The sequence below is a fragment of the Pantoea sp. CFCC18179 genome, assembly GCF_059412405.1.
The window spans coordinates 308,016-329,530 of the sequence record NZ_JBNBPM010000004.1 but is presented as its reverse complement, the minus strand read 5'-3'; the positions used below and the strand labels follow the sequence as shown (position 1 = coordinate 329,530).

At 54.6% G+C, this 21,515-nt stretch carries 20 protein-coding genes and 1 pseudogene; 13 read left to right on the top strand and 8 right to left on the bottom strand.

What is annotated here, in order from left to right; all coding sequences use genetic code 11:
* The first annotated feature begins 2 nt into the window (after positions 1–2).
* Both ACPUC7_RS11045 and ACPUC7_RS11040 read left to right on the top strand, forming a co-directional pair.
* Positions 3–2,858 (top strand): valine--tRNA ligase, encoded by a 2,856-nt coding sequence (locus ACPUC7_RS11045; RefSeq protein ID WP_494922949.1) that lies wholly within the window; start codon positions 3–5, stop codon positions 2,856–2,858.
* Positions 2,859–2,924: 66 nt separating this feature from the next.
* Positions 2,925–3,428 carry a GNAT family N-acetyltransferase gene (locus ACPUC7_RS11040; protein WP_494922996.1) on the top strand — a complete coding sequence of 168 codons (504 nt, stop codon included), beginning with the start codon at positions 2,925–2,927 and terminating at the stop codon, positions 3,426–3,428.
* An 89-nt stretch (positions 3,429–3,517) separates the two neighbouring features.
* On the opposite strand, the gene miaE is transcribed toward ACPUC7_RS11040, so the two are convergent.
* The gene (gene miaE / locus ACPUC7_RS11035) at positions 3,518–4,279 is read right to left on the bottom strand and encodes a tRNA isopentenyl-2-thiomethyl-A-37 hydroxylase MiaE (protein ID WP_494922948.1); all 762 of its coding nucleotides are present in this window, start codon (positions 4,277–4,279) and stop codon (positions 3,518–3,520) included.
* Between the two features lie 60 nt (positions 4,280–4,339).
* Complete coding sequence (rraB, locus tag ACPUC7_RS11030) at positions 4,340–4,762, bottom strand: ribonuclease E inhibitor RraB (protein WP_034826466.1); 423 nt, start codon at positions 4,760–4,762, stop codon at positions 4,340–4,342.
* A 162-nt stretch (positions 4,763–4,924) separates the two neighbouring features.
* On the opposite strand from rraB, the gene argF reads away from it, so the two are divergent.
* The 4 genes from argF (at position 4,925) to ridA (ending at position 8,052) form a co-directional block, all read left to right on the top strand.
* Positions 4,925–5,935 (top strand): ornithine carbamoyltransferase, encoded by a 1,011-nt coding sequence (gene argF, locus ACPUC7_RS11025; RefSeq protein WP_494922947.1) that lies wholly within the window; start codon positions 4,925–4,927, stop codon positions 5,933–5,935.
* Positions 5,936–6,175: 240 nt separating this feature from the next.
* Complete coding sequence (pyrB, locus tag ACPUC7_RS11020) at positions 6,176–7,111, top strand: aspartate carbamoyltransferase (protein WP_494922946.1); 936 nt, start codon at positions 6,176–6,178, stop codon at positions 7,109–7,111.
* Positions 7,112–7,122: 11 nt separating this feature from the next.
* Positions 7,123–7,587 carry an aspartate carbamoyltransferase regulatory subunit gene (gene pyrI / locus ACPUC7_RS11015; RefSeq protein ID WP_343552889.1) on the top strand — a complete coding sequence of 155 codons (465 nt, stop codon included), beginning with the start codon at positions 7,123–7,125 and terminating at the stop codon, positions 7,585–7,587.
* A gap of 78 nt (positions 7,588–7,665) precedes the next feature.
* Positions 7,666–8,052 (top strand): 2-iminobutanoate/2-iminopropanoate deaminase, encoded by a 387-nt coding sequence (gene ridA / locus ACPUC7_RS11010; RefSeq protein WP_061718232.1) that lies wholly within the window; start codon positions 7,666–7,668, stop codon positions 8,050–8,052.
* 90 nt (positions 8,053–8,142) lie between these two features.
* Here the strand turns inward: ridA and ACPUC7_RS11005 are convergent, their stop codons facing one another.
* Positions 8,143–10,527 carry a beta-N-acetylhexosaminidase gene (locus ACPUC7_RS11005; protein ID WP_494922945.1) on the bottom strand — a complete coding sequence of 795 codons (2,385 nt, stop codon included), beginning with the start codon at positions 10,525–10,527 and terminating at the stop codon, positions 8,143–8,145.
* A gap of 269 nt (positions 10,528–10,796) precedes the next feature.
* Here ACPUC7_RS11005 and nrdD point away from each other — a divergent pair, with 269 nt between their 5' ends.
* Together nrdD and nrdG are read left to right on the top strand one after the other, a co-directional pair.
* Positions 10,797–12,935 (top strand): anaerobic ribonucleoside-triphosphate reductase, encoded by a 2,139-nt coding sequence (nrdD, locus tag ACPUC7_RS11000; protein WP_494922944.1) that lies wholly within the window; start codon positions 10,797–10,799, stop codon positions 12,933–12,935.
* A pseudogene (gene nrdG / locus ACPUC7_RS10995) lies at positions 12,935–13,396 on the top strand (anaerobic ribonucleoside-triphosphate reductase-activating protein); the annotation flags it as partial. The gene nrdD and the pseudogene nrdG, both read left to right, overlap by 1 nt.
* Here nrdG and ACPUC7_RS10990 read toward each other — a convergent pair.
* Together ACPUC7_RS10990 and ACPUC7_RS10985 are read right to left on the bottom strand one after the other, a co-directional pair.
* A complete protein-coding gene (locus ACPUC7_RS10990; protein WP_494922943.1) occupies positions 13,391–14,428 on the bottom strand; it encodes a permease in 1,038 nt (345 codons plus the stop codon). The pseudogene nrdG and the gene ACPUC7_RS10990 overlap by 6 nt on opposite strands.
* 176 nt (positions 14,429–14,604) lie before the next feature.
* Positions 14,605–15,033, bottom strand: a complete 429-nt coding sequence (locus tag ACPUC7_RS10985; RefSeq protein WP_494922942.1) for a YhbP family protein — start codon at positions 15,031–15,033, stop codon at positions 14,605–14,607.
* An 80-nt stretch (positions 15,034–15,113) separates the two neighbouring features.
* On the opposite strand from ACPUC7_RS10985, the gene ACPUC7_RS10980 reads away from it, so the two are divergent.
* Positions 15,114–15,401, top strand: coding sequence for a GIY-YIG nuclease family protein (locus ACPUC7_RS10980; RefSeq protein ID WP_494922941.1), 288 nt, complete (start codon positions 15,114–15,116; stop codon positions 15,399–15,401).
* Here ACPUC7_RS10980 and ACPUC7_RS10975 read toward each other — a convergent pair.
* On the bottom strand, positions 15,385–15,891 hold the full coding sequence (locus ACPUC7_RS10975; RefSeq protein ID WP_494922940.1) for a GNAT family N-acetyltransferase: 507 nt from the start codon (positions 15,889–15,891) through the stop codon (positions 15,385–15,387). The two genes, ACPUC7_RS10980 and ACPUC7_RS10975, sit on opposite strands and share 17 nt — an antisense overlap.
* A complete protein-coding gene (gene ubiT, locus ACPUC7_RS10970; RefSeq protein WP_494922995.1) occupies positions 15,885–16,409 on the bottom strand; it encodes a ubiquinone anaerobic biosynthesis accessory factor UbiT in 525 nt (174 codons plus the stop codon). Before ubiT ends, ACPUC7_RS10975 begins: the two co-directional genes overlap by 7 nt.
* Positions 16,410–16,611: 202 nt before the next feature.
* Between ubiT and ubiU the strand changes: the two genes are divergently transcribed.
* The 3 genes from ubiU (at position 16,612) to ACPUC7_RS10955 (ending at position 19,629) form a co-directional block, all read left to right on the top strand.
* Positions 16,612–17,607: a ubiquinone anaerobic biosynthesis protein UbiU gene (ubiU, locus tag ACPUC7_RS10965; protein ID WP_494922939.1), complete on the top strand. Its 996-nt coding sequence runs from the start codon at positions 16,612–16,614 to the stop codon at positions 17,605–17,607.
* A gap of 9 nt (positions 17,608–17,616) precedes the next feature.
* Positions 17,617–18,501 (top strand): U32 family peptidase, encoded by an 885-nt coding sequence (locus tag ACPUC7_RS10960; RefSeq protein WP_494922938.1) that lies wholly within the window; start codon positions 17,617–17,619, stop codon positions 18,499–18,501.
* A gap of 117 nt (positions 18,502–18,618) precedes the next feature.
* Positions 18,619–19,629, top strand: coding sequence for a luciferase-like monooxygenase (locus tag ACPUC7_RS10955; RefSeq protein ID WP_343552881.1), 1,011 nt, complete (start codon positions 18,619–18,621; stop codon positions 19,627–19,629).
* Between the two features lie 16 nt (positions 19,630–19,645).
* Here the strand turns inward: ACPUC7_RS10955 and ACPUC7_RS10950 are convergent, their stop codons facing one another.
* Positions 19,646–20,545: an AraC family transcriptional regulator gene (locus ACPUC7_RS10950; protein WP_343552880.1), complete on the bottom strand. Its 900-nt coding sequence runs from the start codon at positions 20,543–20,545 to the stop codon at positions 19,646–19,648.
* Positions 20,546–20,728: 183 nt separating this feature from the next.
* Between ACPUC7_RS10950 and ACPUC7_RS10945 the strand changes: the two genes are divergently transcribed.
* Complete coding sequence (locus ACPUC7_RS10945) at positions 20,729–21,475, top strand: SDR family NAD(P)-dependent oxidoreductase (protein ID WP_494922994.1); 747 nt, start codon at positions 20,729–20,731, stop codon at positions 21,473–21,475.
* Positions 21,476–21,515: the final 40 nt, after the last annotated feature.

Sequence of the window (21,515 nt, the reverse complement as noted above, 5' to 3'; positions counted from 1 at the left end):
AAATGGAAAAGACATATAACCCGCAAGATATCGAGCAGCCGCTCTACGAGCACTGGGAACAGCAGGGCTACTTTAAACCGAATGGCGACACCAGCCAGGAAAGCTTTTGCATCATGATCCCGCCGCCGAACGTCACCGGCAGCTTGCATATGGGTCACGCTTTCCAGCAGACCATCATGGACACCATGGTGCGCTACCAGCGCATGCAGGGTAAAAATACCTTGTGGCAGGCGGGTACCGATCACGCCGGTATCGCCACGCAAATGGTTGTTGAGCGCAAAATCGCTGCTGAAGAAGGCAAAACGCGTCAGGATTACGGCCGCGATGCCTTCATCGACAAAATCTGGCAGTGGAAAGCTGAATCTGGCGGCACCATTACCCGCCAGATGCGTCGTCTCGGCAACTCGGTTGATTGGGAGCGCGAGCGCTTCACCATGGACGATGGCCTGTCGAACGCGGTGCGCGAAGTGTTTGTGCGTCTGTATAAAGAGAACCTGATTTACCGTGGCAAACGCCTGGTGAACTGGGATCCAAAACTGCGTACTGCTATCTCTGATTTGGAAGTGGAGAACCGCGAGAGCAAAGGCTCAATGTGGCATATCCGCTACCCGCTGGCCGACGGCGTGAAAACCGCTGAAGGCAAAGATTATCTGGTGGTCGCTACCACACGTCCGGAAACCCTGCTCGGTGATACCGGCGTTGCGGTCAATCCAGAAGATCCGCGTTACAAAGATTTGATCGGCAAAGAGCTGATCCTGCCACTGGTAAATCGTCGTATTCCGATCGTTGGCGATGAACACGCCGATATGGAAAAAGGCACCGGCTGCGTGAAGATCACGCCCGCGCATGACTTCAACGACTACGAAGTCGGTCGTCGTCACAAGCTGCCGATGATCAACATCCTGACCTTCGATGGCGATATCCGCGAGCGCGCTGAAGTGTTCGATACCAATGGCGAAGTCAGCGACGAATGTGCCGATGACATCCCAGCCCAGTTCCAGAAAATGGAGCGTTTCGCAGCGCGTAAAGCCATCGTGGCGGCGGTTGATGAACTTGGCCTGCTGGAAGAGATCAAACCTCACGATCTGACCGTGCCTTACGGCGATCGTGGCGGCGTGGTGATCGAGCCAATGCTGACCGACCAATGGTATGTGCGCACCGCGCCGCTGGCGAAAGTCGCGGTTGAAGCGGTAGAAAACGGCGACATCCAGTTCGTACCAAAACAGTACGAAAACATGTATTTCTCTTGGATGCGTGACATTCAGGATTGGTGTATTTCACGTCAGCTGTGGTGGGGACACCGCATTCCGGCGTGGTACGACAATGATGGCAACGTCTATGTTGGCCGCACCGAAGACGAAGTGCGCCAGGAAAACAATCTGGCTGCTGACGTTGCATTGCGCCAGGACGATGACGTGCTGGATACCTGGTTCTCGTCGGGTCTTTGGACCTTCTCGACGCTGGGCTGGCCAGATAACACCGAAGCACTGCGTACCTTCCATCCAACCAGCGTGCTGGTGAGCGGCTTCGATATCATCTTCTTCTGGATTGCGCGCATGATCATGCTGACCATGCACTTCATCAAAGATGAAAACGGCAAGCCACAAGTGCCGTTCAAAACCGTCTACATGACCGGTTTGATTCGCGATGAAGAAGGCCAGAAGATGTCCAAATCGAAAGGCAACGTCATCGATCCGCTGGATATGATTGACGGCATTTCGCTGGAAGATTTGCTGGAGAAGCGCACCGGTAACATGATGCAGCCGCAGCTGGCAGAGAAAATCCGCAAACGTACCGAGAAGCAATTCCCGGACGGCATCGTGCCATCAGGTACCGATGCGTTGCGCTTTACGCTGGCCGCGCTGGCTTCCACCGGTCGTGACATCAACTGGGATATGAAGCGCCTCGAAGGTTATCGCAACTTCTGTAACAAGCTTTGGAACGCCAGCCGCTTTGTGCTGATGAACACCGAAGAGCAGGATTGCGGCCAGAACGGCGGAGAGATGAAGCTGTCGCTGGCAGATCGCTGGATTCTGTCTGAATTCAACCGCAGTGTGAAAGCCTATCGCGAAGCGCTTGATAGCTATCGCTTTGATATCGCAGCCAACATTCTGTACGACTTCACCTGGAACCAGTTCTGCGACTGGTATCTGGAGCTGACCAAGCCGGTCATGAATAGCGGCAGCGAAGCGGAACTGCGCGGTACGCGAAATACGTTGGTCACCGTGCTGGAAGCGTTGCTGCGTTTGGCGCATCCGATCATTCCTTACATCACCGAAACCATCTGGCAGCGTGTGAAAGGACTAAAAAACATCGATCACGATACCATCATGCTGCAACCGTTCCCGCAGTATGAAGCGGCGAAAGAAGATGCCGAGGCGCAAGCTGATATCGAGTGGATGAAGCAGGCAATCGTAGCGGTGCGTAACATTCGTGCCGAAATGAACATCGCGCCAAGCAAGCCGCTCGACGTGCTGCTGCGTGATTGCTCTGCGGCCGCGCAACGTCGTGTGGAAGAGAACCGTACCTTCCTGTCACGTCTGGCGCGTCTGGAAAGCCTGACCATCTTGCCTGCGGGCGAGAAAGGCCCGGTTTCGGTCACCAAGATTGTTGAAGGCGCGGAGTTGCTGATCCCGATGGCGGATCTGGTCAACAAAGAAGCCGAGCTTGAGCGTCTGGCGAAAGAGCTGGTGAAACTTGATGTCGAAATCGAGAAGATCCAGAGCAAGCTGGCGAATGAAGGCTTTGTTTCTCGTGCGCCGGAAGCCGTGGTCGCGAAAGAGCGCGAGCGCGTGGCTGAACTTGAGCAATCAAAAGCAAAACTGTTTGAACAGCAGGGCGTGATTGCGGCATTGTAAGCGCTTCAGTCCAACTGCTTAATCGAAGCCGGGCACTGCCCGGCTTTTTTATACCGGAAGATAATGATGAGCACCGTCACGCCACTTAACCTGCACGTTCGCCCGATTATAGCCGCTGATAATCCCTTGATTGCCAAAGTGATCCGCGATGTATCAGCCGAATTTGGTCTGACGGCGGATAAAGGCTATACCGTTTCCGATCCCAATCTGGATCGCCTGTTCGAACTGTACAGCGAAACCAACAGCGCCTATTGGATTGTTGAACATAATGGCGTGGTGGTTGGCGGCGGCGGCGTTGCGCCACTGGCCTGTAGCGCAGCGGATATTTGCGAGTTGCAGAAAATGTATTTCCTGCCGCAAGTGCGCGGTTTAGGTCTGGCACGTGATCTGGCGCTACGCGCGATGGATTATGCGCGTCAGCAAGGCTTTCGCCGCTGCTATCTGGAAACCACCGGCAGCCTGACGCGCGCGATAAAGCTGTATGAGTCGTTGGGATTTGAACATATCGAAGGCGCGATGGGCTGCACTGGGCATGTGGATTGCGAAGTGCGGATGCTGAAGATGTTGTGATGTTTGAGGTCGCCAAGAATGGCGACCCTACGGTTTAGTCGCCGTTTTTGTAGGGTGCGCATTCATGCGCACCAGGAAGCAGCCATTGCTTAAACCGCCGGCACGCCGCTGTGAAAACGCAATTCGCCATCCGCTTCGCTAATCAATCGCGCTTCGGCTTCGCCAAAGGCTCGCACACGCGGCGCAATATCTGTTGGTGAAATCTGCTCTGCCAGCTTGAGGTAATCCTGATAATGGCGAGCCTCCGAACGCAGCAGCGAAATGTAGAATTTCTCCAACTGCTCATCCAGATACGGCGCCAGGCTAGCAAAGCGTTCACAGGATCGCGCTTCGATATAAGCCCCGCAGATCAACTTATCCACCAGCGCTTCTGGCTCGTAAGTGCGAATTTCACGAATCAAGCCTTTGGCGTAGCGGCTGGCGGTAATTTTGCGGTAAGGCAAACCCCGCGACTGCATGATTTCCCACACCTGATAGAAATGATGCAGCTCTTCTTTAATCAGCAACACCATCATCTCAACCAAATCGTCCGCCCACGGCAATTCGTTGCGCACAATGATGCTTTTGGTCAGATTCTTATGCGCGTTGATGAAGTTATTATCTGGCTCATCGCGATAAATAAAGTCTTCGTACGGCTTGAGCCACGCCAGAATGGCATCGCCGCTGGGTTTATCCGCGACATATTTACGGATGATAAACACCGCGGTTTGCGCGGCTTTTAACTCGCACACCATGTGATCGGTCAGCAACAGCGTGAGATTTTCTGGCTTGCGCGCTTCATCGATCCACGCTTGCGGCGTGCGGCAATGCAGGAACGCGTAAATGGGTTCTAATAGCGGAGCATAATTCATCGGCAATCTTTTTGTCTTGCGGGGAAACGTTTTAGGGCGACGAGCGTCGCCCATTAATGCTTAGTGACGCACACCATCGTCTTCTTCGTCGTCGATGAAATCACCGTCGTCATCTTCATCTTCAGCGTCTGGATCTTCAAAGTAGGTGCCCCAACCGTCGTAATCGACGTTGAATTTACCCGCCAGATTCACCAGTTGCTCGACCTGCGCATCAATCAGCTCAGGCTTTAATGCGCCTTCACTCAGGATATCCACGCACATCACGGTGCCACCCTCTTCCAGCTCCAGCTCTTCTGGCTCGCTCACTTCGAAGCCCAGTTTGAAGGCTTCAACCGCGACCTTCTCCAGTGAATCGAAGTTATTGCAGGAGAGATGATGCTCAATGGTGTAAAGCGCATCGGGATCGCTGCCGTCTTCCAGCAGCTCTTCAATGATCAGGCGTGTCTCTTCGCGCTGTTCTTCCAGCAATGCTTCATATGCCATGGGTGTGTCCTCAAATTTTCGGCTGAATACAATTATTTTCCCACACTGCCTCGCGCGCCACTACACAAAACAACAAGTTTCTTAACGACGGGGTTGAAAATGCATATTCATACGGTTAGATTGAATTTTAATTCATTTTAATGTGAGCATCTGGAGCGCTGTATGAGTCAGCTGTATCAAAGACATTTCCTGAGATTACTGGATTTCACCCCCGCAGAAATCGATTCACTGCTGAGTTTGGCCGGTGAATTAAAACACGCTAAGAAAAATGCCGTCGAGACGCAGTACCTGAAAGGCAAAAACATCGCGCTCATCTTCGAAAAAGACTCGACTCGTACTCGATGCTCTTTCGAAGTTGCCGCTTACGATCAGGGCGCTAACGTCACCTATCTCGGCCCAAGCGGCAGCCAAATCGGCCATAAAGAGTCGATGAAGGACACCGCGCGCGTGTTGGGACGTATGTATGACGGCATTCAATATCGCGGTTACGGTCAGGAATTAGTGGAAACCTTAGCGGAATTCGCGGGCGTGCCGGTGTGGAACGGCTTAACCACTGAGTTCCACCCCACTCAGTTGTTGGCCGATCTGCTGACGATGCAGGAACATCTGCCAGGCAAAACCTTGAATCAAATGACGTTGGTGTATGTTGGCGATGCGCGTAACAACATGGGCAACAGCATGCTGGAAGCCGCCGCATTGGTCGGATTGGACCTGCGCTTAGTGGCGCCAAAAGGCTGCTGGCCGGAAGGCGAGTTAGTGGAACAGTGCCGCCTCGCAGCCCAGCAAACCGGCGGCAAAATTACCTTAACCGAAGATATCGCTGAAGGCGTGCAAGGTGCCGACTTCATCTACACTGATGTGTGGGTTTCGATGGGTGAAGCCAAATCGGTATGGGAAGAGCGCATCGCCCTTCTGCGTGCGTATCAGGTGAACAGCGCGATGCTGGCCTTGACCGGCAATCCGCAGGTGAAATTCCTGCACTGCTTACCGGCCTTCCATGATGACCAAACCACCTTAGGCCGCCAAATGGCCGAACAATACGGTTTGCAGGATGGCATGGAAGTCAGCAATGAGGTGTTTGAATCAGTACACAGCATTGTGTTTGACCAGGCAGAAAACCGCATGCACACCATTAAAGCCGTGATGGTGGCGACGCTGGGCAACAAGCAATAACAGCACAAGCAAACGTTTACCTCGTGCGCGATATTTGCTTGATGCAAATCAGTGAATGCGTATAATGCGGCCCAATTTGCCGGAGGAAACATGCAACAGCGCAGCGCACAATTTGACGCTCAACGGCGCCTGACAGCGGGCGGCGCACCTGTTTCTTTCCGTCATCAATCGATCGTAAAAAAAGCCCCTTAAGCAGGGGCTTTTTTTTGTCCGCAATCCGGCAGCGCAGAGGAGAACGCTATGGCCAACCCGCTATATCGCAAGCACATCATTTCCATTAACGATCTCAGCCGCGATGAGCTGGAGCTGGTGCTGCACACCGCCGCTCAGTTGAAAGCGCATCCTCAGCCAGAACTGCTGAAGCATAACGTGATCGCCAGTTGCTTCTTTGAAGCCTCCACGCGCACACGTTTGTCGTTTGAAACCGCGATGCATCGCCTTGGCGCGTCGGTGGTGGGCTTTGCTGACGGCAGCAACACTTCGCTCGGCAAGAAGGGCGAAACGCTGGCCGATACCATTTCGGTGATTGGCACCTACGTCGATGCCATTGTGATGCGACATCCACAAGAAGGCGCGGCGCGTCTGGCCACGGAATTCTCCGGCGGCATTCCGATTCTTAATGCCGGCGACGGTGCCAACCAGCATCCAACGCAAACGCTGCTCGATCTGTTCACCATCCGCGAAACGCAAAGCCGCCTCGATAACCTCAATGTGGCGATGGTCGGCGACCTGAAATATGGCCGCACCGTGCACTCGTTGACGCAGGCGCTGGCGAAATTCAGCGGCAATCGCTTCTTCTTCATCGCACCGGATGCGCTGGCGATGCCGGCTTACATCACCGATATGCTGGATGAACAGAACATTGCCTGGTCACGCCACGACACCATCGAAGAAGTGATGCCTGAACTCGATATTCTCTACATGACGCGCGTGCAGAAAGAGCGTCTCGATCCGTCTGAATACGCCAACGTCAAAGCACAGTTTATTCTGCGTGCTGCGGATTTAGCCGGTGCGCGCGACAACATGAAAGTGCTGCATCCCCTGCCACGCATTGATGAAATCACCACCGACGTTGATAACACGCCGCACGCCTGGTATTTCCAGCAGGCTGGTAACGGCATCTTCGCGCGCCAGGCGTTGCTGGCGCTGGTATTGAATCGCGATCTGGCACTGTAAGGAGCAAACCGATGACTCACGATAATAAATTGCAGGTTGAAGCGATCAAACGCGGCACGGTGATTGACCATATCCCGGCGCAGATTGGCTTTAAAATCCTCTCGCTGTTTCGTCTGACCGAAACCGATCAACGCATCACCATTGGCCTGAACTTGCCGTCGGGTGAAATGGGCCGCAAGGATCTGATCAAGATCGAGAACACGTTCCTGACCGATGATCAAATCAACCAGCTGGCGGTGTACGCGCCGCTCGCCACGGTGAACCGCATTGATGACTACGAAGTGGTGGCGAAGATCGCCCCAACCTTGCCGGATCGTATCGAACGCGTGTTGACCTGCCCGAACACCAACTGCATCAGTCGTAATGAACCGGTTTCGACCAGCTTTGCGGTGAAAAAGCGCGAAGACGATGTGCATTTGAAGTGTAAGTATTGCGAGAAAGAGTTCGCGCGCCACGTGGTGCTCGGTCACTGGTAATCGCCCGTCGCGTCCCTATAATGGGGCGATTCATATCGCGGCGGACATCGGTCGGCCGCGCACTTCTAAGGAGAAACAATGTCTCGCGAAATCAGTACCTCTAACGCACCCGCCGCAATTGGCCCTTACGTGCAGGGCGTGGATCTCGGCAGCATGATCATCACTTCAGGCCAGATTCCAGTTGATCCCGCCACTGGCGCAGTGGCAGACGACGTGTCTGCACAGGCGCGCCAGTCTTTGGAAAATGTGAAGGCGATTGTTGAAGCCGCCGGCCTGAAAGTGGGCGACATTGTAAAAACCACCGTATTTGTGAAGGATTTGAATGACTTCGCAACGGTGAATGCCACTTATGAAGCGTTTTTCACCGAGCACAACGCCAGCTTCCCAGCACGTTCGTGCGTGGAAGTGGCGCGTCTGCCGAAAGATGTGAAGATTGAGATCGAGGCGATCGCGGTACGTCGCTGATTGGGTGCGATTTTCCCCTCACCCTAGCCCTCTCCCGCGCGCGGGAGAGGGAACCGTACAGTGCACGTATTAAACTCTCGATCACCCCAGCTATTTAAACGAACGCAGTAACTTCTCTAACGGCCTCACCAACGCCAGCACCGTTTCATCCTGCACCTGCGCCGCCGCATCTAACTGCGCATGCATCTGCGCCACTTCGCCTGCGCCATACGCCTGATTGCGCTCCAGCGCCGCTACCAAATCCAGCCCCATGCGGCTCAATTGCGCCACCTGCTGCACTTGTTGCTGCAACGGCTTGAGCTGATAATTGGCCAAAATCAGCGGCATCACCGCATCGCTGTTGCTCTGCCAGCGTTGTAATTGCTGACGAATCGCATTGGCTGCCGCGTGATCGGCACGATTGGCAATCAGCCGGTCAACCTGCTTATCCAGCAAGCGCACCGCATTGCTTTCCGCCGGTAACACATCCGCCAGACGATTGAGCGGCTCGAAATAGTCGTAATGGCCTGCCTGGAATTTCAGGTGTTGCCGCGTGTAATACTGCGCAGGTTCCAGCACTTCCGCCAATACGCGCAGCGGTGCGATGTCGGTGCTATTCGCCAGGCGCATCATCTGTACCTCAGCTTGTTGATGCTGCAGCAAACCGACCGAAATGGTGCCCCAACGATCCACCGCGCTGAGGCGTTGATACATGTTGTCGCTGTCGGTGACATCTTTCGCCGACCATAAACGTTCCGCCACCACAAAAGCGCGCGGCCACAAACGTGTATCGATAACGCGGCTATTAACGTTTTCAGCCCACAATGCGGCTTCCCCACCAATCAGATTATTTTGCATCTGCTCCGGCGTCGGCACTGACGGCGCAATACCTTTCGGCACTTGCGTCAGCTTGTTGCCTTCAGTGGGATAACGCACGTTGCCCACCAGCATGTAACCGGTCAACTTATCTTGCGTCAGCGTCACCACCGGCTGGAACGGCCCCATCCATGTGTCAACGTTGAACGTCAGTTGCGTTGGCGATAACCAGCGAATATCGCTGACCATGCGGCGCGCTTTGCCGCTGAAATCGATAAAGCCGCGCCAACCCTCTTTGCCATCAATCAAGGTAAAACTGCCTTTCAATGCGCTGCCTTTCAGGCGCGGCATGATGAATTGCCAGCTTTGCGTTTGCTCACCCGCTTGCACTTGATCTGCGCCATTCAAGCCTTGCGGCCAAGGTTCGTTGCGATAGTGATAGGCGGCGGTTTGCGGTTGATCGAGATAGAAACCGGTGGAGAGAATGCCGCGGAAATCATTTTTTGCCGCATCGCCCAGCGCATCCTGACCTTGCCATGACTGAATCAAGATGCTTTTCGGCAGATCTGGATGATAAACCTCATCCCAGCCGATCATGCGGCGCTGGTGCGCTTCAAGAATTTTTTCCACGCGCTGATTAAACCAAGCTTGCAGCGCATGCGTGTCTTTTAAGCCGTGATCGCGCATGAATTGCTGAATGCGCGGCGATTCGTTCCATTGCGCCGGATCGACCTCGTCGCCGCCAATATGCACGTAAGGATCCGGGAAGATCGCCGTCACTTCACCCATCAAAGTGTCGATAAAGCGGAATACCGCTTCGTTGCTGGGATCAAGCAGCGGCTTAAACACACCCCAGCCACGTTCCATCTGATACGGCCCTGGCGCACTGAGCAGTTCCGGCATCGCCACCGCGATCGCCGATGCATGGCCCGGCACATCAATTTCCGGCACGACGCGCACGCCGCGCTGGGTGGCATAACGCACCACATCACGCATCTGCTGCTGCGTATAATACAGGCCGTCGCTGGCCTTTTCCTGCAACTGCGGATAATGGTTGGAGGCAAATCGCCAGCCCTGATCATCAGTTAAATGCCAATGGAACACGTTCATACGGGCGGCGGCGATGCCGTCAATTTGGCGTTTCACCGTTTCAATCGGCAAGAAGTGACGCGCCGAATCAATCAGCACGCCGCGCCACGGAAAACGCGGTTTGTCGTCAATGGTGACGTAAGGGATCTCGGTGCCATTCTGCGTATTTTCAATCAGCTGCAACACCGTTTCCATGCCACGCATCGCGCCAAAACGGGTGTTGGCTTTTAGCAGCACGCCATCGCTGTTGACCAGCAAATGATAGCTTTCATCGCTATCCGGCTGCGGCACCAGATCGACCGCCTGAGCAATTTGTACCTGAATGCGCGGCCCGTTACCGGTTGGGCTGGCCGGCAGCAGCGGCCAGCCGGTTTGACGTGAAATACGCGCCCGCCAGCGCGCTTCGGCACCTTCCAGATGATCACCGCTGATATGCAGGGTGAATTGCGGATTCAGTGCGTAAGAACCGCCAGCGCTGGGCTGTTCCACTTTTTGTGGCCAGGGCATGAGAGGGAGATCACCGGCAGGTGCGGCAAACGAAGAAAAAGTGACGGATAAACAACAGGCAAGCAACGTTCTTTGCAACGACATGTGAGCATCCTTTTCGACAAAAATGACGGACCAAAATGGGCAAAAGGCTCATTAAACCTGTTTCGCTTTGCAAAGCAAGTAGCGAGGGGCTGAAATCAAGGCGGGTTAAAACTTTTACATTCTAGCCAAGTTAACCATTGCGCGGCTTGTAATCTTGCTTGTGGCTTCTTTGCTGTAGGTCAATTCCAACGCGATTAATTCTCAGCTAAGCACCACATATAGCGATTACACTCCTTAAAAATATCTACATGTAGTTTCATGGAGGGGAAATGGCGACGGTGGTGATTAAGCGTGACGGTTGCAGAGTGCCGTTTGATGCGCAACGAATTGAAGTTGCAGTATTGGCGGCGGCGCGTGCCGCGCAGATTGACGATGCACTTTGGTGCCAACAGGTGGCGGCGCAGGTTAGCCAGCAACTGGCCGAACGCAGTGAAGTGGATATCCGCGATATTCAGTGCGCGGTGGAAGAGACGTTGATGAGCGGGCGCTGGCCGCAACTGGCGCGCGCCTACATCGAATATCGCCACGATCGCGATCTGGCACGTGAACAACGCGGCAAATTGCATCACGCCATTCGTGGTTTGGTGGAGCAAACCAATGCTGCGCTGCTCAACGAAAACGCCAATAAAGACAGCAAGGTGATCCCCACTCAGCGCGATTTACTGGCGGGCATTGTCGCTAAGCATTATGCACAGCAACAACTGCTGCCGCGCGACGTGGTGCTGGCGCACGAACGTGGCGAGATCCACTATCACGATCTTGATTATTCACCGTTTTTCCCAATGTTTAACTGCATGTTGATCGATCTGCAAGGCATGCTCAACAACGGTTTCAAAATGGGTAACGCCGAGATCGAACCGCCGAAATCGATCGCCACCGCGACCGCCGTCACGGCGCAGATCATTGCCCAGGTCGCCAGCCACATTTATGGCGGCACCACCATCAATCGTATTGATGAAGTGCTGGCTCCCTTCGTGAATCTCAGTCTGGAAAAACATCGTGCAGTGGCAAATGAATGGCAGATTGCCGATGCCGAAGCCTATGCCCGCGTGCGCACCGAGAAAGAGTGCTATGACGCGTTCCAGTCGCTGGAATATGAAGTCAACACGCTGCATACCGCCAACGGCCAAACACCGTTTGTGACCTTTGGTTTTGGCCTCGGCACCGATTGGGCGGCGCGGCTGATTCAGCAATCAATCCTGCGCAATCGTATTGCCGGCTTGGGCAAAAATCATAAAACCGCGGTGTTCCCGAAACTGGTATTTGCCATCCGTGAAGGCGTGAATCGTCGACCCGATGATTTTAATTACGATATCAAACAGCTGGCGCTGGAGTGCGCCAGCAAACGCATGTATCCCGATATCCTTAACTACGAAAAAGTGGTGGAAATCACCGGCTCGTTTAAAACGCCAATGGGTTGCCGCAGCTTCCTCGGCGTGTATGAAGAGAACGGCGAGCAGATTCACGAAGGGCGCAACAATATTGGCGTGATCAGCCTGAATTTGCCGCGCATCGCGCTGGAAGCCAAAGGCGATGAAGCGTTGTTCTGGCAATTGCTGGATCAGCGTTTGGATTTGTCGAAACGCGCATTGATGACGCGTATCGCGCGGCTGGAAAAAACCAAAGCGCGCGTGGCGCCGATTTTGTATATGGAAGGGGCCTGCGGCGTGCGGCTGAAAGCCGATGATGAAGTCGGCGCGATTTTCCGTAATGGGCGCGCCTCAATTTCCCTTGGCTATATCGGTCTGCATGAAACGCTAAATGCGCTGAGCGGCAATGAAGTTCATCCTTATGATGCCGCGCATTTGCGCGAAAAAGGCGTGGCGATTGTTCACCATCTGCGTCAGGCGGTGGACGCATGGAAAGCCGAAACCGGCTACGGCTTTAGCTTGTACAGCACGCCGAGCGAGAATTTGTGCGATCGCTTCTGTCGCCTCGATGCCGCCGAATTTGGCGTGGTTGCAGGCGTCACCGACAAAGGCTATTACACCAACAGCTTCCATCTCGACGTGGAGAAAAAGGTCAATCCGTACGACAAGATCGACTTCGAAGCGCCCTATCCGGCCATCGCTAACGGCGGGTTCATCTGCTACGGCGAATACCCCAACATCCAGCACAACCTGAAAGCACTGGAAGATGTCTGGGATTACAGCTATCACCGCGTGCCGTATTACGGCACCAACACGCCGATTGATGAATGCTATGAATGCGGTTTTAGCGGCGAATTTAGCTGTACCAGCAAAGGCTTTACCTGCCCAAGCTGCGGCAATCACGATCCGGCTCGCGTTTCAGTAACGCGCCGCGTGTGCGGTTATCTCGGCAGCCCGGATGCGCGCCCGTTCAACGCCGGTAAGCAAGAAGAAGTGCAGCGTCGGGTGAAACATCTGGAGACAGGACAATTGGGATGATGCACATCCACCAATATTATTCCGTCGATATCGTTAATGGCCCCGGCACGCGCTGTACGCTGTTTGTCGCGGGTTGCGAACACCAATGCCGTGGCTGCTATAACCAGAGTACATGGCGGCTGGATTCCGGCGTGCCGTTTACGTTGGAGATGGAAGAACAGCTGATTGCCGATCTCAAGGATCGTCGTATTCCACGCCAGGGACTATCGCTGAGCGGCGGCGATCCGCTGCATCCGCACAACGTGCCGCACATACGTCGCTTGGTGAAACGCGTGCGGCGTGAATGTCCCGATAAGGACATCTGGCTGTGGACCGGCTATGAAATGGCGGAACTGAGCGCAGCGCAGCGCGAGGTGGTGGATGAAATTGATGTGCTGATTGACGGACGTTTTATCGAAGCGGAGAAAGATGCGCGGCTGCTGTGGCGCGGCAGCCGCAATCAGAAAATTTGGCGCTTACGTGAACCACAGGGCGATAGCGCCGAGCAACATGCCACAGAACGCTACGCCGAACAGCGCGATCCACAATGCCCGCGCGGGAAAGGCGCGATGCAGCATCAATAACGACGGCACACTGACAGCGGGCAGCGTTACCAACAGCGCCAGCGCAGGCGCAACGCCCATGCCCGCTAACATCATGGTTTGCACAATCGGGATTTCTGCTGCGGTCGGGATCACAAACAGGCAGCCGGCAATCGCCATTAATATCACCCAAAACAGCGTATTACCGACTACGCCATCCGCATGCGGGAACAGCCAAACGCGCGCAGCTCCCAGCAGTAATACCGCCACGATGTACAGTGGAATGGTGTTGCAGAACAATCGCCACATCACGCGCAACCAGCGGGTTAAAAACGGTTGTTGATCGGTGCTTGCTGTCAGCGTTGGCGCGTTAACCGCGGGTTCAGGCACGCTGCGTTGCACCAGCCACGCGATGCCCAAAACCATGATTAAACCCGCCAGCAAGCGAATCGCGGCAAAATTCCAGCCCAACACAAAGCCCATGAAAATTAACGTGGCCGGATTGAGCAGCGGATTTGCCAGCCAGAACGCCATCGCCGCGCCGCTGGAAACTTGCGACTGGCGCAATCCGGCGGTTACTGGTGCGGCGCAACAGCTGCACATCATGCCCGGCAAACCCAGGCCGGTGCCGATTAAGGTCGAGCCAAAGCGCGTGCTGCCCATCAAACGTAACAGCCAGTTACGTGGGATCAGGACTTGCACCAGCGATCCCAGAATCACGCCGAGCACCGCCGCTTTCCACACCGCAAGGAAGTAAACCATGGCGTAATCCAGCGCCGCGCGCCACGGCGAATCTGCCGCATTTGCCAGAATCGATTTGCCAATGGAATGGGTTTCAGCCGCGGTGAAGGCTTTGCCGTAGTAAGGCTGCCATTTGACGTACCACAAACCGATGAGTACCACCGCGAGGAACAACAGCGGTTTCCACCAGGCGAAGCGCGTCGCTGGGGCATGAGAAGCAAGTTGGGTCATGACGAATTCCGTATTCAACTGAATAACGATGCCGCAAGGGGATTTGCGACGGATAAACCATAGTGTTATTCAGGGCATTACAAAGTGCTATGTTGAATTCGCTTAAACTTGATCCGCCGCCAAAATTTATTGCCTTTGCCGGCTCGTCTGGCTTTAGGTCACCCTGAATGGCGACCCTACAGGGATTTTGTCCAGACGATTTTTTTGCCAAAACCCAGCGCGTTGTCGGTCATCTTCACTTCGTCGAGCTGGATTTCCCACAACGGCGCGCTGACTTTCTTCGCCACCGGAAAACGTTTTTGATAGGCAAAGCGCGCCAATGTTTCCCGCTCACCGCTAAGTAACTGGATGCGGCCAGCGTACTGCACGCCTTTGATCAGCAGCACGGTTTTTGGCTGTCCATTCACCGTTCCGGCAACGCGAGGATTCACCAGCATCAATTGCCCATGCCGCGTGTCCGGCTCGGTCATCAACCAGAACGCCATGTTTTCGGCGTCAAAGATATAAAAGCAGTTGGCACTCCACATATCTTTGCCGTCAGTGGCGCACAGCGACAGCACATGCTGCTTTTTCAGGTAACGAATCAGATGAGAATGGTCGGACAAAATGCGGCTCCGTTTGGCGCATAGCGATGCGGCATGAAGCACGCTACACTTGCTGCCAGCAATTTTTCGGGATGAGTATTATGGAACAGCGCTGGCAACTTTACTTGCTACAAACCGCCGCCGGCATGCTGTACACCGGCATCACAACCGATGTTAACCGCCGTTTGCAGCAGCATCAGCAAGGACGCGGCGCGCGCTCATTGCGTGGCAAAGGTCCACTGACGCTGGTGTTTCACTGCGAGGCGGGTGATCGCGCGGCGGCTTCGCGCCTTGAGTATCAGGTGAAGCAACTCAGCCGCACGAAAAAGCTGCTGCTGGTTGCACAGCAGCCGCCCTGTTTGCTGGCCTGGTTTAGTCGAAACGATTAAACGGCTCGGCGAATTCAATCAGTCCTTCCGCGCCGACAAAGGCATCATCTGCCAATTTGTAGACCTGAAAAGCCGCTTCGCTGCCTAACCAACGGCAGTGCAGACCATGGCGCGCCGCCGGTTCGAAACCAAGTGGATTATAGAATTCAGGATCGCCCAGCACCACCACGGCGCTGTAGCTGAACTCATTGAGGGAATCTAATCCTTCATACACCAACTTCTTCGCAATGCCTTGTTTGCGCACCGATTCATCCACGGCGAGCGGTGCAAGCGCGACCCAATTGCGATCTTCACCTTGCAGCGTTACCGGGCTAAATGCGGCATATCCCAACACTTGACCTTCATCATCCGTGGCAACCACACCGAGAGTCAGCAAGCCATCTTCACGCAGTTGCTGGACTAATTCCGCTTCTGCGGCACTAGCAAAACTGCGCTTTAACAGGCTATCGATGCCGGCTGCATCAACGCCAATTTCAGTACGAATCAACATGAGATCCCCGCGCGCGCCTCAGCGGCCTTCGCGTCCTGTTTCATTCCTGCCTCAACAAAAGCAGCCAGCTGCTGCAACCCCGTGCGTAATGGCGTGGGCATGGCATCCAGTTCAATGGCATCCATTAGGTTTTTCACCTCAAGTCCCAGCTCCGTGTCACCTTCAATCACCAATCGGCGTTGAAAGAACAACATATCGGGATCCGCTTTGCGTGCTGCCACCAGCAACAGATCGTTGGCTTCACCACGAAACCAGACATCAGCCTCGGTGTCGCGCGAAACGGTCAGGCGCCCTGCTTGCAGGGTAGTAATCCAACGCAGATTGACATCGGCAATCTCGATGCCGAGAAAGCGCCCTTCCAGAAAGTCTAACTCACCTTCCGACAAAGCATGGCGAAATTGCCAGTTTAGGAGTTGTTGCAGAAGCGCTTTTTTCAGCGGGAACGGTGTGATAGAAACCGGTAAGGCTAGGAATTCTGGGCCTTTTTCAACCATCAGGCCACGTAAGCGCGCAAACATCATCGACATTCCCTTCAGAAAATTTCATCTATTCTGCCACATTCGCCAGGCTTCGCCTCCACTGAGATCAAGGAAATAACTGCCCGGCTGGTCGAAAATTCTGCACTTCTCATCATCAATGGCGCTTTCACTGCCTTAAATCAACATTGCTGCAGGGCCAGTTATTTACACTCTTCGCCTTCAGAATCCGGGGAGGAAATGTATGGAACTGCTGTGTCCGGCGGGGAATTTGCCTGCGCTGAAATCGGCGGTGGAGCATGGTGCTGATGCGGTTTATGTCGGCTTAAAAGATGATACCAATGCCCGCCACTTTGCTGGCCTCAACTTTACCGATAAGAAACTGGCCGAAGCGGCGCGCTATCTACACCAGCATCGGCGTAAATTGCACGTCGCCATCAACACCTTTGCGCATCCTGATGGCATTAATCGTTGGCAATCCGCCATAGACGTCGCCGCGCAAAACGGCGCCGATGCGCTGATTTTGGCCGATATCGCCACACTGGAATACGCAGCGAAACGCTATCCGCAGGTGGAACGCCATCTCTCAGTTCAAGCCTCAGCGACCAATCTGCAAGCCATTCATTTCTACCATCGCCACTTTCAGCTCAGCCGCGTGGTGCTGCCGCGCGTGCTCTCAATGCATCAGGTTAAGCAACTGGCGCGCGAAACGCCGGTGCCGCTTGAAGTCTTCGCGTTCGGCAGTTTGTGCATTATGGCTGAAGGTCGCTGCTATCTCTCTTCCTGGCTGACCGGCGAATCACCTAACAGTGCAGGTGCCTGTTCACCGGCGAAATTTGTGCGCTGGCAGCAAACGCCGCAAGGCATGGAATCTCGCCTCAATGAAGTGCTGATTGATCGCTATGCGCCGAATGAAAGCGCCGGTTATCCAACCCTGTGCAAAGGTCGCTATGAAGTGGATAACCAGCTGTATCACGTGCTGGAAGAACCCACCAGTTTGAACACGCTGTCGCTGCTACCGGATTTGCTGCGCGCTAACATCGCCTCGGTGAAAATTGAAGGACGCCAACGCAGTCCGGCTTACGTGGCGCAAGTGGCTAAAGTGTGGCGCCAGGCGATTGATCGTTGCATGGCCGCACCTGAGCAATTTGCGGTGCAAGAGCCGTGGATGCAGGCGTTGGGCGAACTTTCTGAAGGCAGCCAAACCACCCTGGGTGCTTATCACCGCGACTGGCAATAAGGAGATCGCATGAAATACGCTATCGGGCCGGTGCTGTGGTACTGGCCAACCGACACTCTGGAAACCTTTTATCAGCAGGCGGCGACTAGCAGCGCGGAGATCGTCTATCTCGGCGAAGCGGTATGCAGCAAACGTCGCGCCACTTCCTTCAATCAATGGATGGAGATGGCGCGCATGCTGGCTAACAACGGCAAGCAAGTGGTGTTGAGCACGCTAGCGCTGCTGCAATCGCCATCGGAAGTGAAGGAACTCAGCCGCTATGTGGAAAACGGCGAGTTTCTGCTGGAAGCCAACGATATGGGGACGGTGAACATGGCAGCAGAACGCCGATTGCCGTTTGTCGCCGGTCCTACCCTCAATGTGTATAACGCGCAAACTTTGCAGCTGTTGCTGAAAGACGGCATGAAGCGCTGGTGCATTCCGGTTGAGATGTCGCGCGATTGGCTGATTCAGTTGCTACAACAATGCGATTCAGCAGGTATTCGCGACCAATTTGAAGTGGAAGTGCTCGGTTATGGGCATCTGCCGTTGGCGCTGTCGGCTCGCTGCTTTACCGCACGCGCCGAAAATCGTGGCAAAGATGATTGCCAAACCTGCTGTATCAACTATCCCAACGGCCGCCGTGTTTTGTCACAAGAAGGCCAGCAAGTGTTTGTGCTGAATGGCATCCAAACCATGAGCGGTTATTGCTACAACCTCGGTAATGATTTAGCCGGTATGCATAACTGGGTCGATATCGTTCGCCTGTCGCCACAAGGCGAAAGCACGCTGAGCGAGATCGAACGTTTTCGTGCCAACGAAGCCGGCCAGGCGCCATTAATGATGGCGCGCGGCAGTGACTGTAACGGTTATTGGCGTCGGCTGGCTGGCATGGCGCTGCAAGGCGAACGCTAAAGGCACATTCCGGCTATATTCGTGTGCTTATTAGCAGTTTTAATATGGGTAACGATGAGTAATACTCTCAGGCGCAGGTCTGATTAAACACCTGCGCCATCCTTATTTGGAGTGCCCATGTCTGAGAAAAAAACTGTTCGCCTATCCGTATTGGATTTGGCTCCTATTCCGCAAGGTTCCGCTGCACGCGATGCGTTCCATAATTCGCTCGCGCTGGCTCGTCAGTCTGAAGCACTCGGCTTTCACCGTTATTGGCTGGCTGAACATCACAACATGACCGGCATCGCCAGCGCCGCCACTTCGGTGCTGATTGGCTATTTAGCGGCCAATACGGAAACGCTGCGTTTGGGCTCCGGCGGCATCATGTTGCCAAACCACGCGCCATTGGTGATTGCCGAACAGTTTGGTACGCTCGAATCACTGTATCCTGGCCGTATCGATTTGGGATTGGGCCGCGCACCGGGTTCAGACCAACGCACCATGTTGGCACTGCGTCGTCATCTCTCCAGCGCGCAAGCCGATAGCTTCCCGGAAGATGTCTCTGAACTGATCCGTTGGTTCGACGCCGAAGAAGGCGAGCATCCGCCGGTGCAACCGGTGCCTGGCTTGGGATTGAAAATTCCGGTTTGGCTGCTGGGTTCCAGCTTGTACAGCGCACAATTGGCCGCACAGCTCGGTCTGCCATTTGCCTTCGCCTCGCACTTTGCGCCGGATCTGCTGTTCCAGGCACTGCATCTGTATCGCGAGAAATTCAAACCTTCTGCGCGCCTGGCGAAGCCGTATGCGATGGTGTGCGTCAATGTGGTGGCGGCGGACAGCGAGCGTGATGCGCGCTTCCTGTTTACCTCGATGCAGCAGCAATTCATCAACCTGCGTCGTGGCAAACCGGGTCCACTGCCGGCACCGGTCGAGAACATGGATAATCTGTGGTCGCCATCTGAACAATATGGCGTGCAGCAGGCATTGAGCATGTCGATTGTCGGCGACAGCGATAAAGTGCGTAACGGCCTTGCCGCGTTGATGCGTGAAACTCAGGCCGATGAGATCATGGTTAACGGCCAGATTTATGATTCACAGGCGCGTCTGCGTTCATTCGCGCTGGCGATGGAAGCGGCACGTTCGCTGTAACATCATCGCGGTGGCGCTATTCTGGCCCCACCGCGATCATCCTGACATCGCGCGCCGGTGATTGGCCGTGAAAGCGGCTGTATTCGCGACTGAACTGCGACGCACTTTGGTATCCCACACGATAACCCGCGGTCCCCGCATCCAACTTCTCGATGATCATCAATCGCCGCGCTTCATTAAGTCGTAGCTTCTTTTGATATTGCATCGGCGTCATTGCCGTCACCGCTTTAAAGTGATGATGCAACGACGAGATGCTCATGCCCACGCTGCTTGCCAATTGATCCATCTTTAACGGCTGGTGAAAGTTTTCCCGCAGCCAACGTGCGGCGCGCGCCACTTTGTTTCCCGGTCTTTCTGCCAACGCCATGTTGAGAATGCGCGGTCCTTCTGGCCCAGTCAGCAAACGATAAAAAATTTCCTGCTCGATTAACGGTGCTAAGGCGGCAATATCCTGCGGGTGATCCAGCAATTCCACCAAACGCATCACCGCATCAACCAGCGGTGGCGCGACTTTGTGTACCGCGATGCCACGTTCGCTGCTCGCATTATTAGCGAGTTGATGCTGCGGGAAATGCTCCAGATAACGCATCAAACGAGTTTCGTTGATGGTGATGCCAACCCCCAGATTGGGCTTATCGGGCGTTGCCGATACCACGCAGGATTGCACCGGCATATCGAGCGTCACCAGAAGTAGATCGCCTGGACCGTAATGCATCACATCATCGCCAATGCGCAACGCTTTCTGACCTTGCGCCACTAAGGCAAAACTGGCCCATGTGGCGACGTGCGACAAGCTGGTTGGTCGTGAACTGCGGCCAAAAGAGAGAAAATCAATCGGACTGTAGTGGCGGCCATCAACCGGCGCATGACGGGCAATGATCGCCACTAATTGCTGCCATTGTTCTTGATGAATCATGCAATGCGCGCTCCACGATGAGAAATGACTAAGTAGTTATTCTCGCTTGCCACCGGAATGGCGGCTAGTCCTTGCACAGCAGATTTGCAGGATTGTGCAAAAAGCTTGCAGGATTGCGCTACCACCAAAATCTATCGACAGCGCATGCTTTATCTTCCCCGAAATCTCAGGTGGAGAGACATGATGAAAACACTTGAAGGCAAAATTGCGCTGGTGACGGGCGCTTCGAAAGGCATTGGTGCAGCTATCGCCATGACTTTCGCGGCGGCCGGTGCTCGGGTGGTGGTGAATTATTTACAGGATGAAGTTGGCGCGGCAGATGTGGTCACCGACATCCGTGCGTTAGGAAGCGATGCCATCGCCGTACAAGCCGATATATCACGCGAAGCCGATGTGCTGCGCTTGTTCGCTAGCAGCATTGAGCAGTTTGGCGCCCCCGATATTGTGGTCAATAACGCCGGCATTTTTCACCACGGTGAGTTTGCCGATCTCAGCGTGAACGAGATGCAGCGACAACTTAGCGTTAACTTACTTGGCACTTTATTGGTGTGTCAGCAGGCAGCAAAACACTTCCCCTCACGCGGCGGCTCAATCATTAACCTGAGTGCACTGAATAGCCAACGCAGCACGCCGGGATCGGTGCTTTGGGCAGCGACCAAAGGCGCGATTGATACGTTGACGCAAGGGCTTGCGCGCGAATTGGGCCCACGCAACATTCGCGTGAATGCGCTAGCGCCTGGCATCATTTTGACCGAAGGTTTGCTGGCGGCGAAGAAGATGCACCCCGAGTTGAAAGCGCAGCTTATTGCCGCAACGCCGCTTGGACGCTTTGGCTTGCCGGAAGATGTTGCGCAGGTTGCGCTGTTTTTGGCGTCGGAAGAAGCCGCTTATGTCAGTGGCGAAAGAGTGCTGATTGCCGGCGGAGTGTAAAGTTTAATTTCCACAGGCATAAAAAAAGGGACGCATCAGC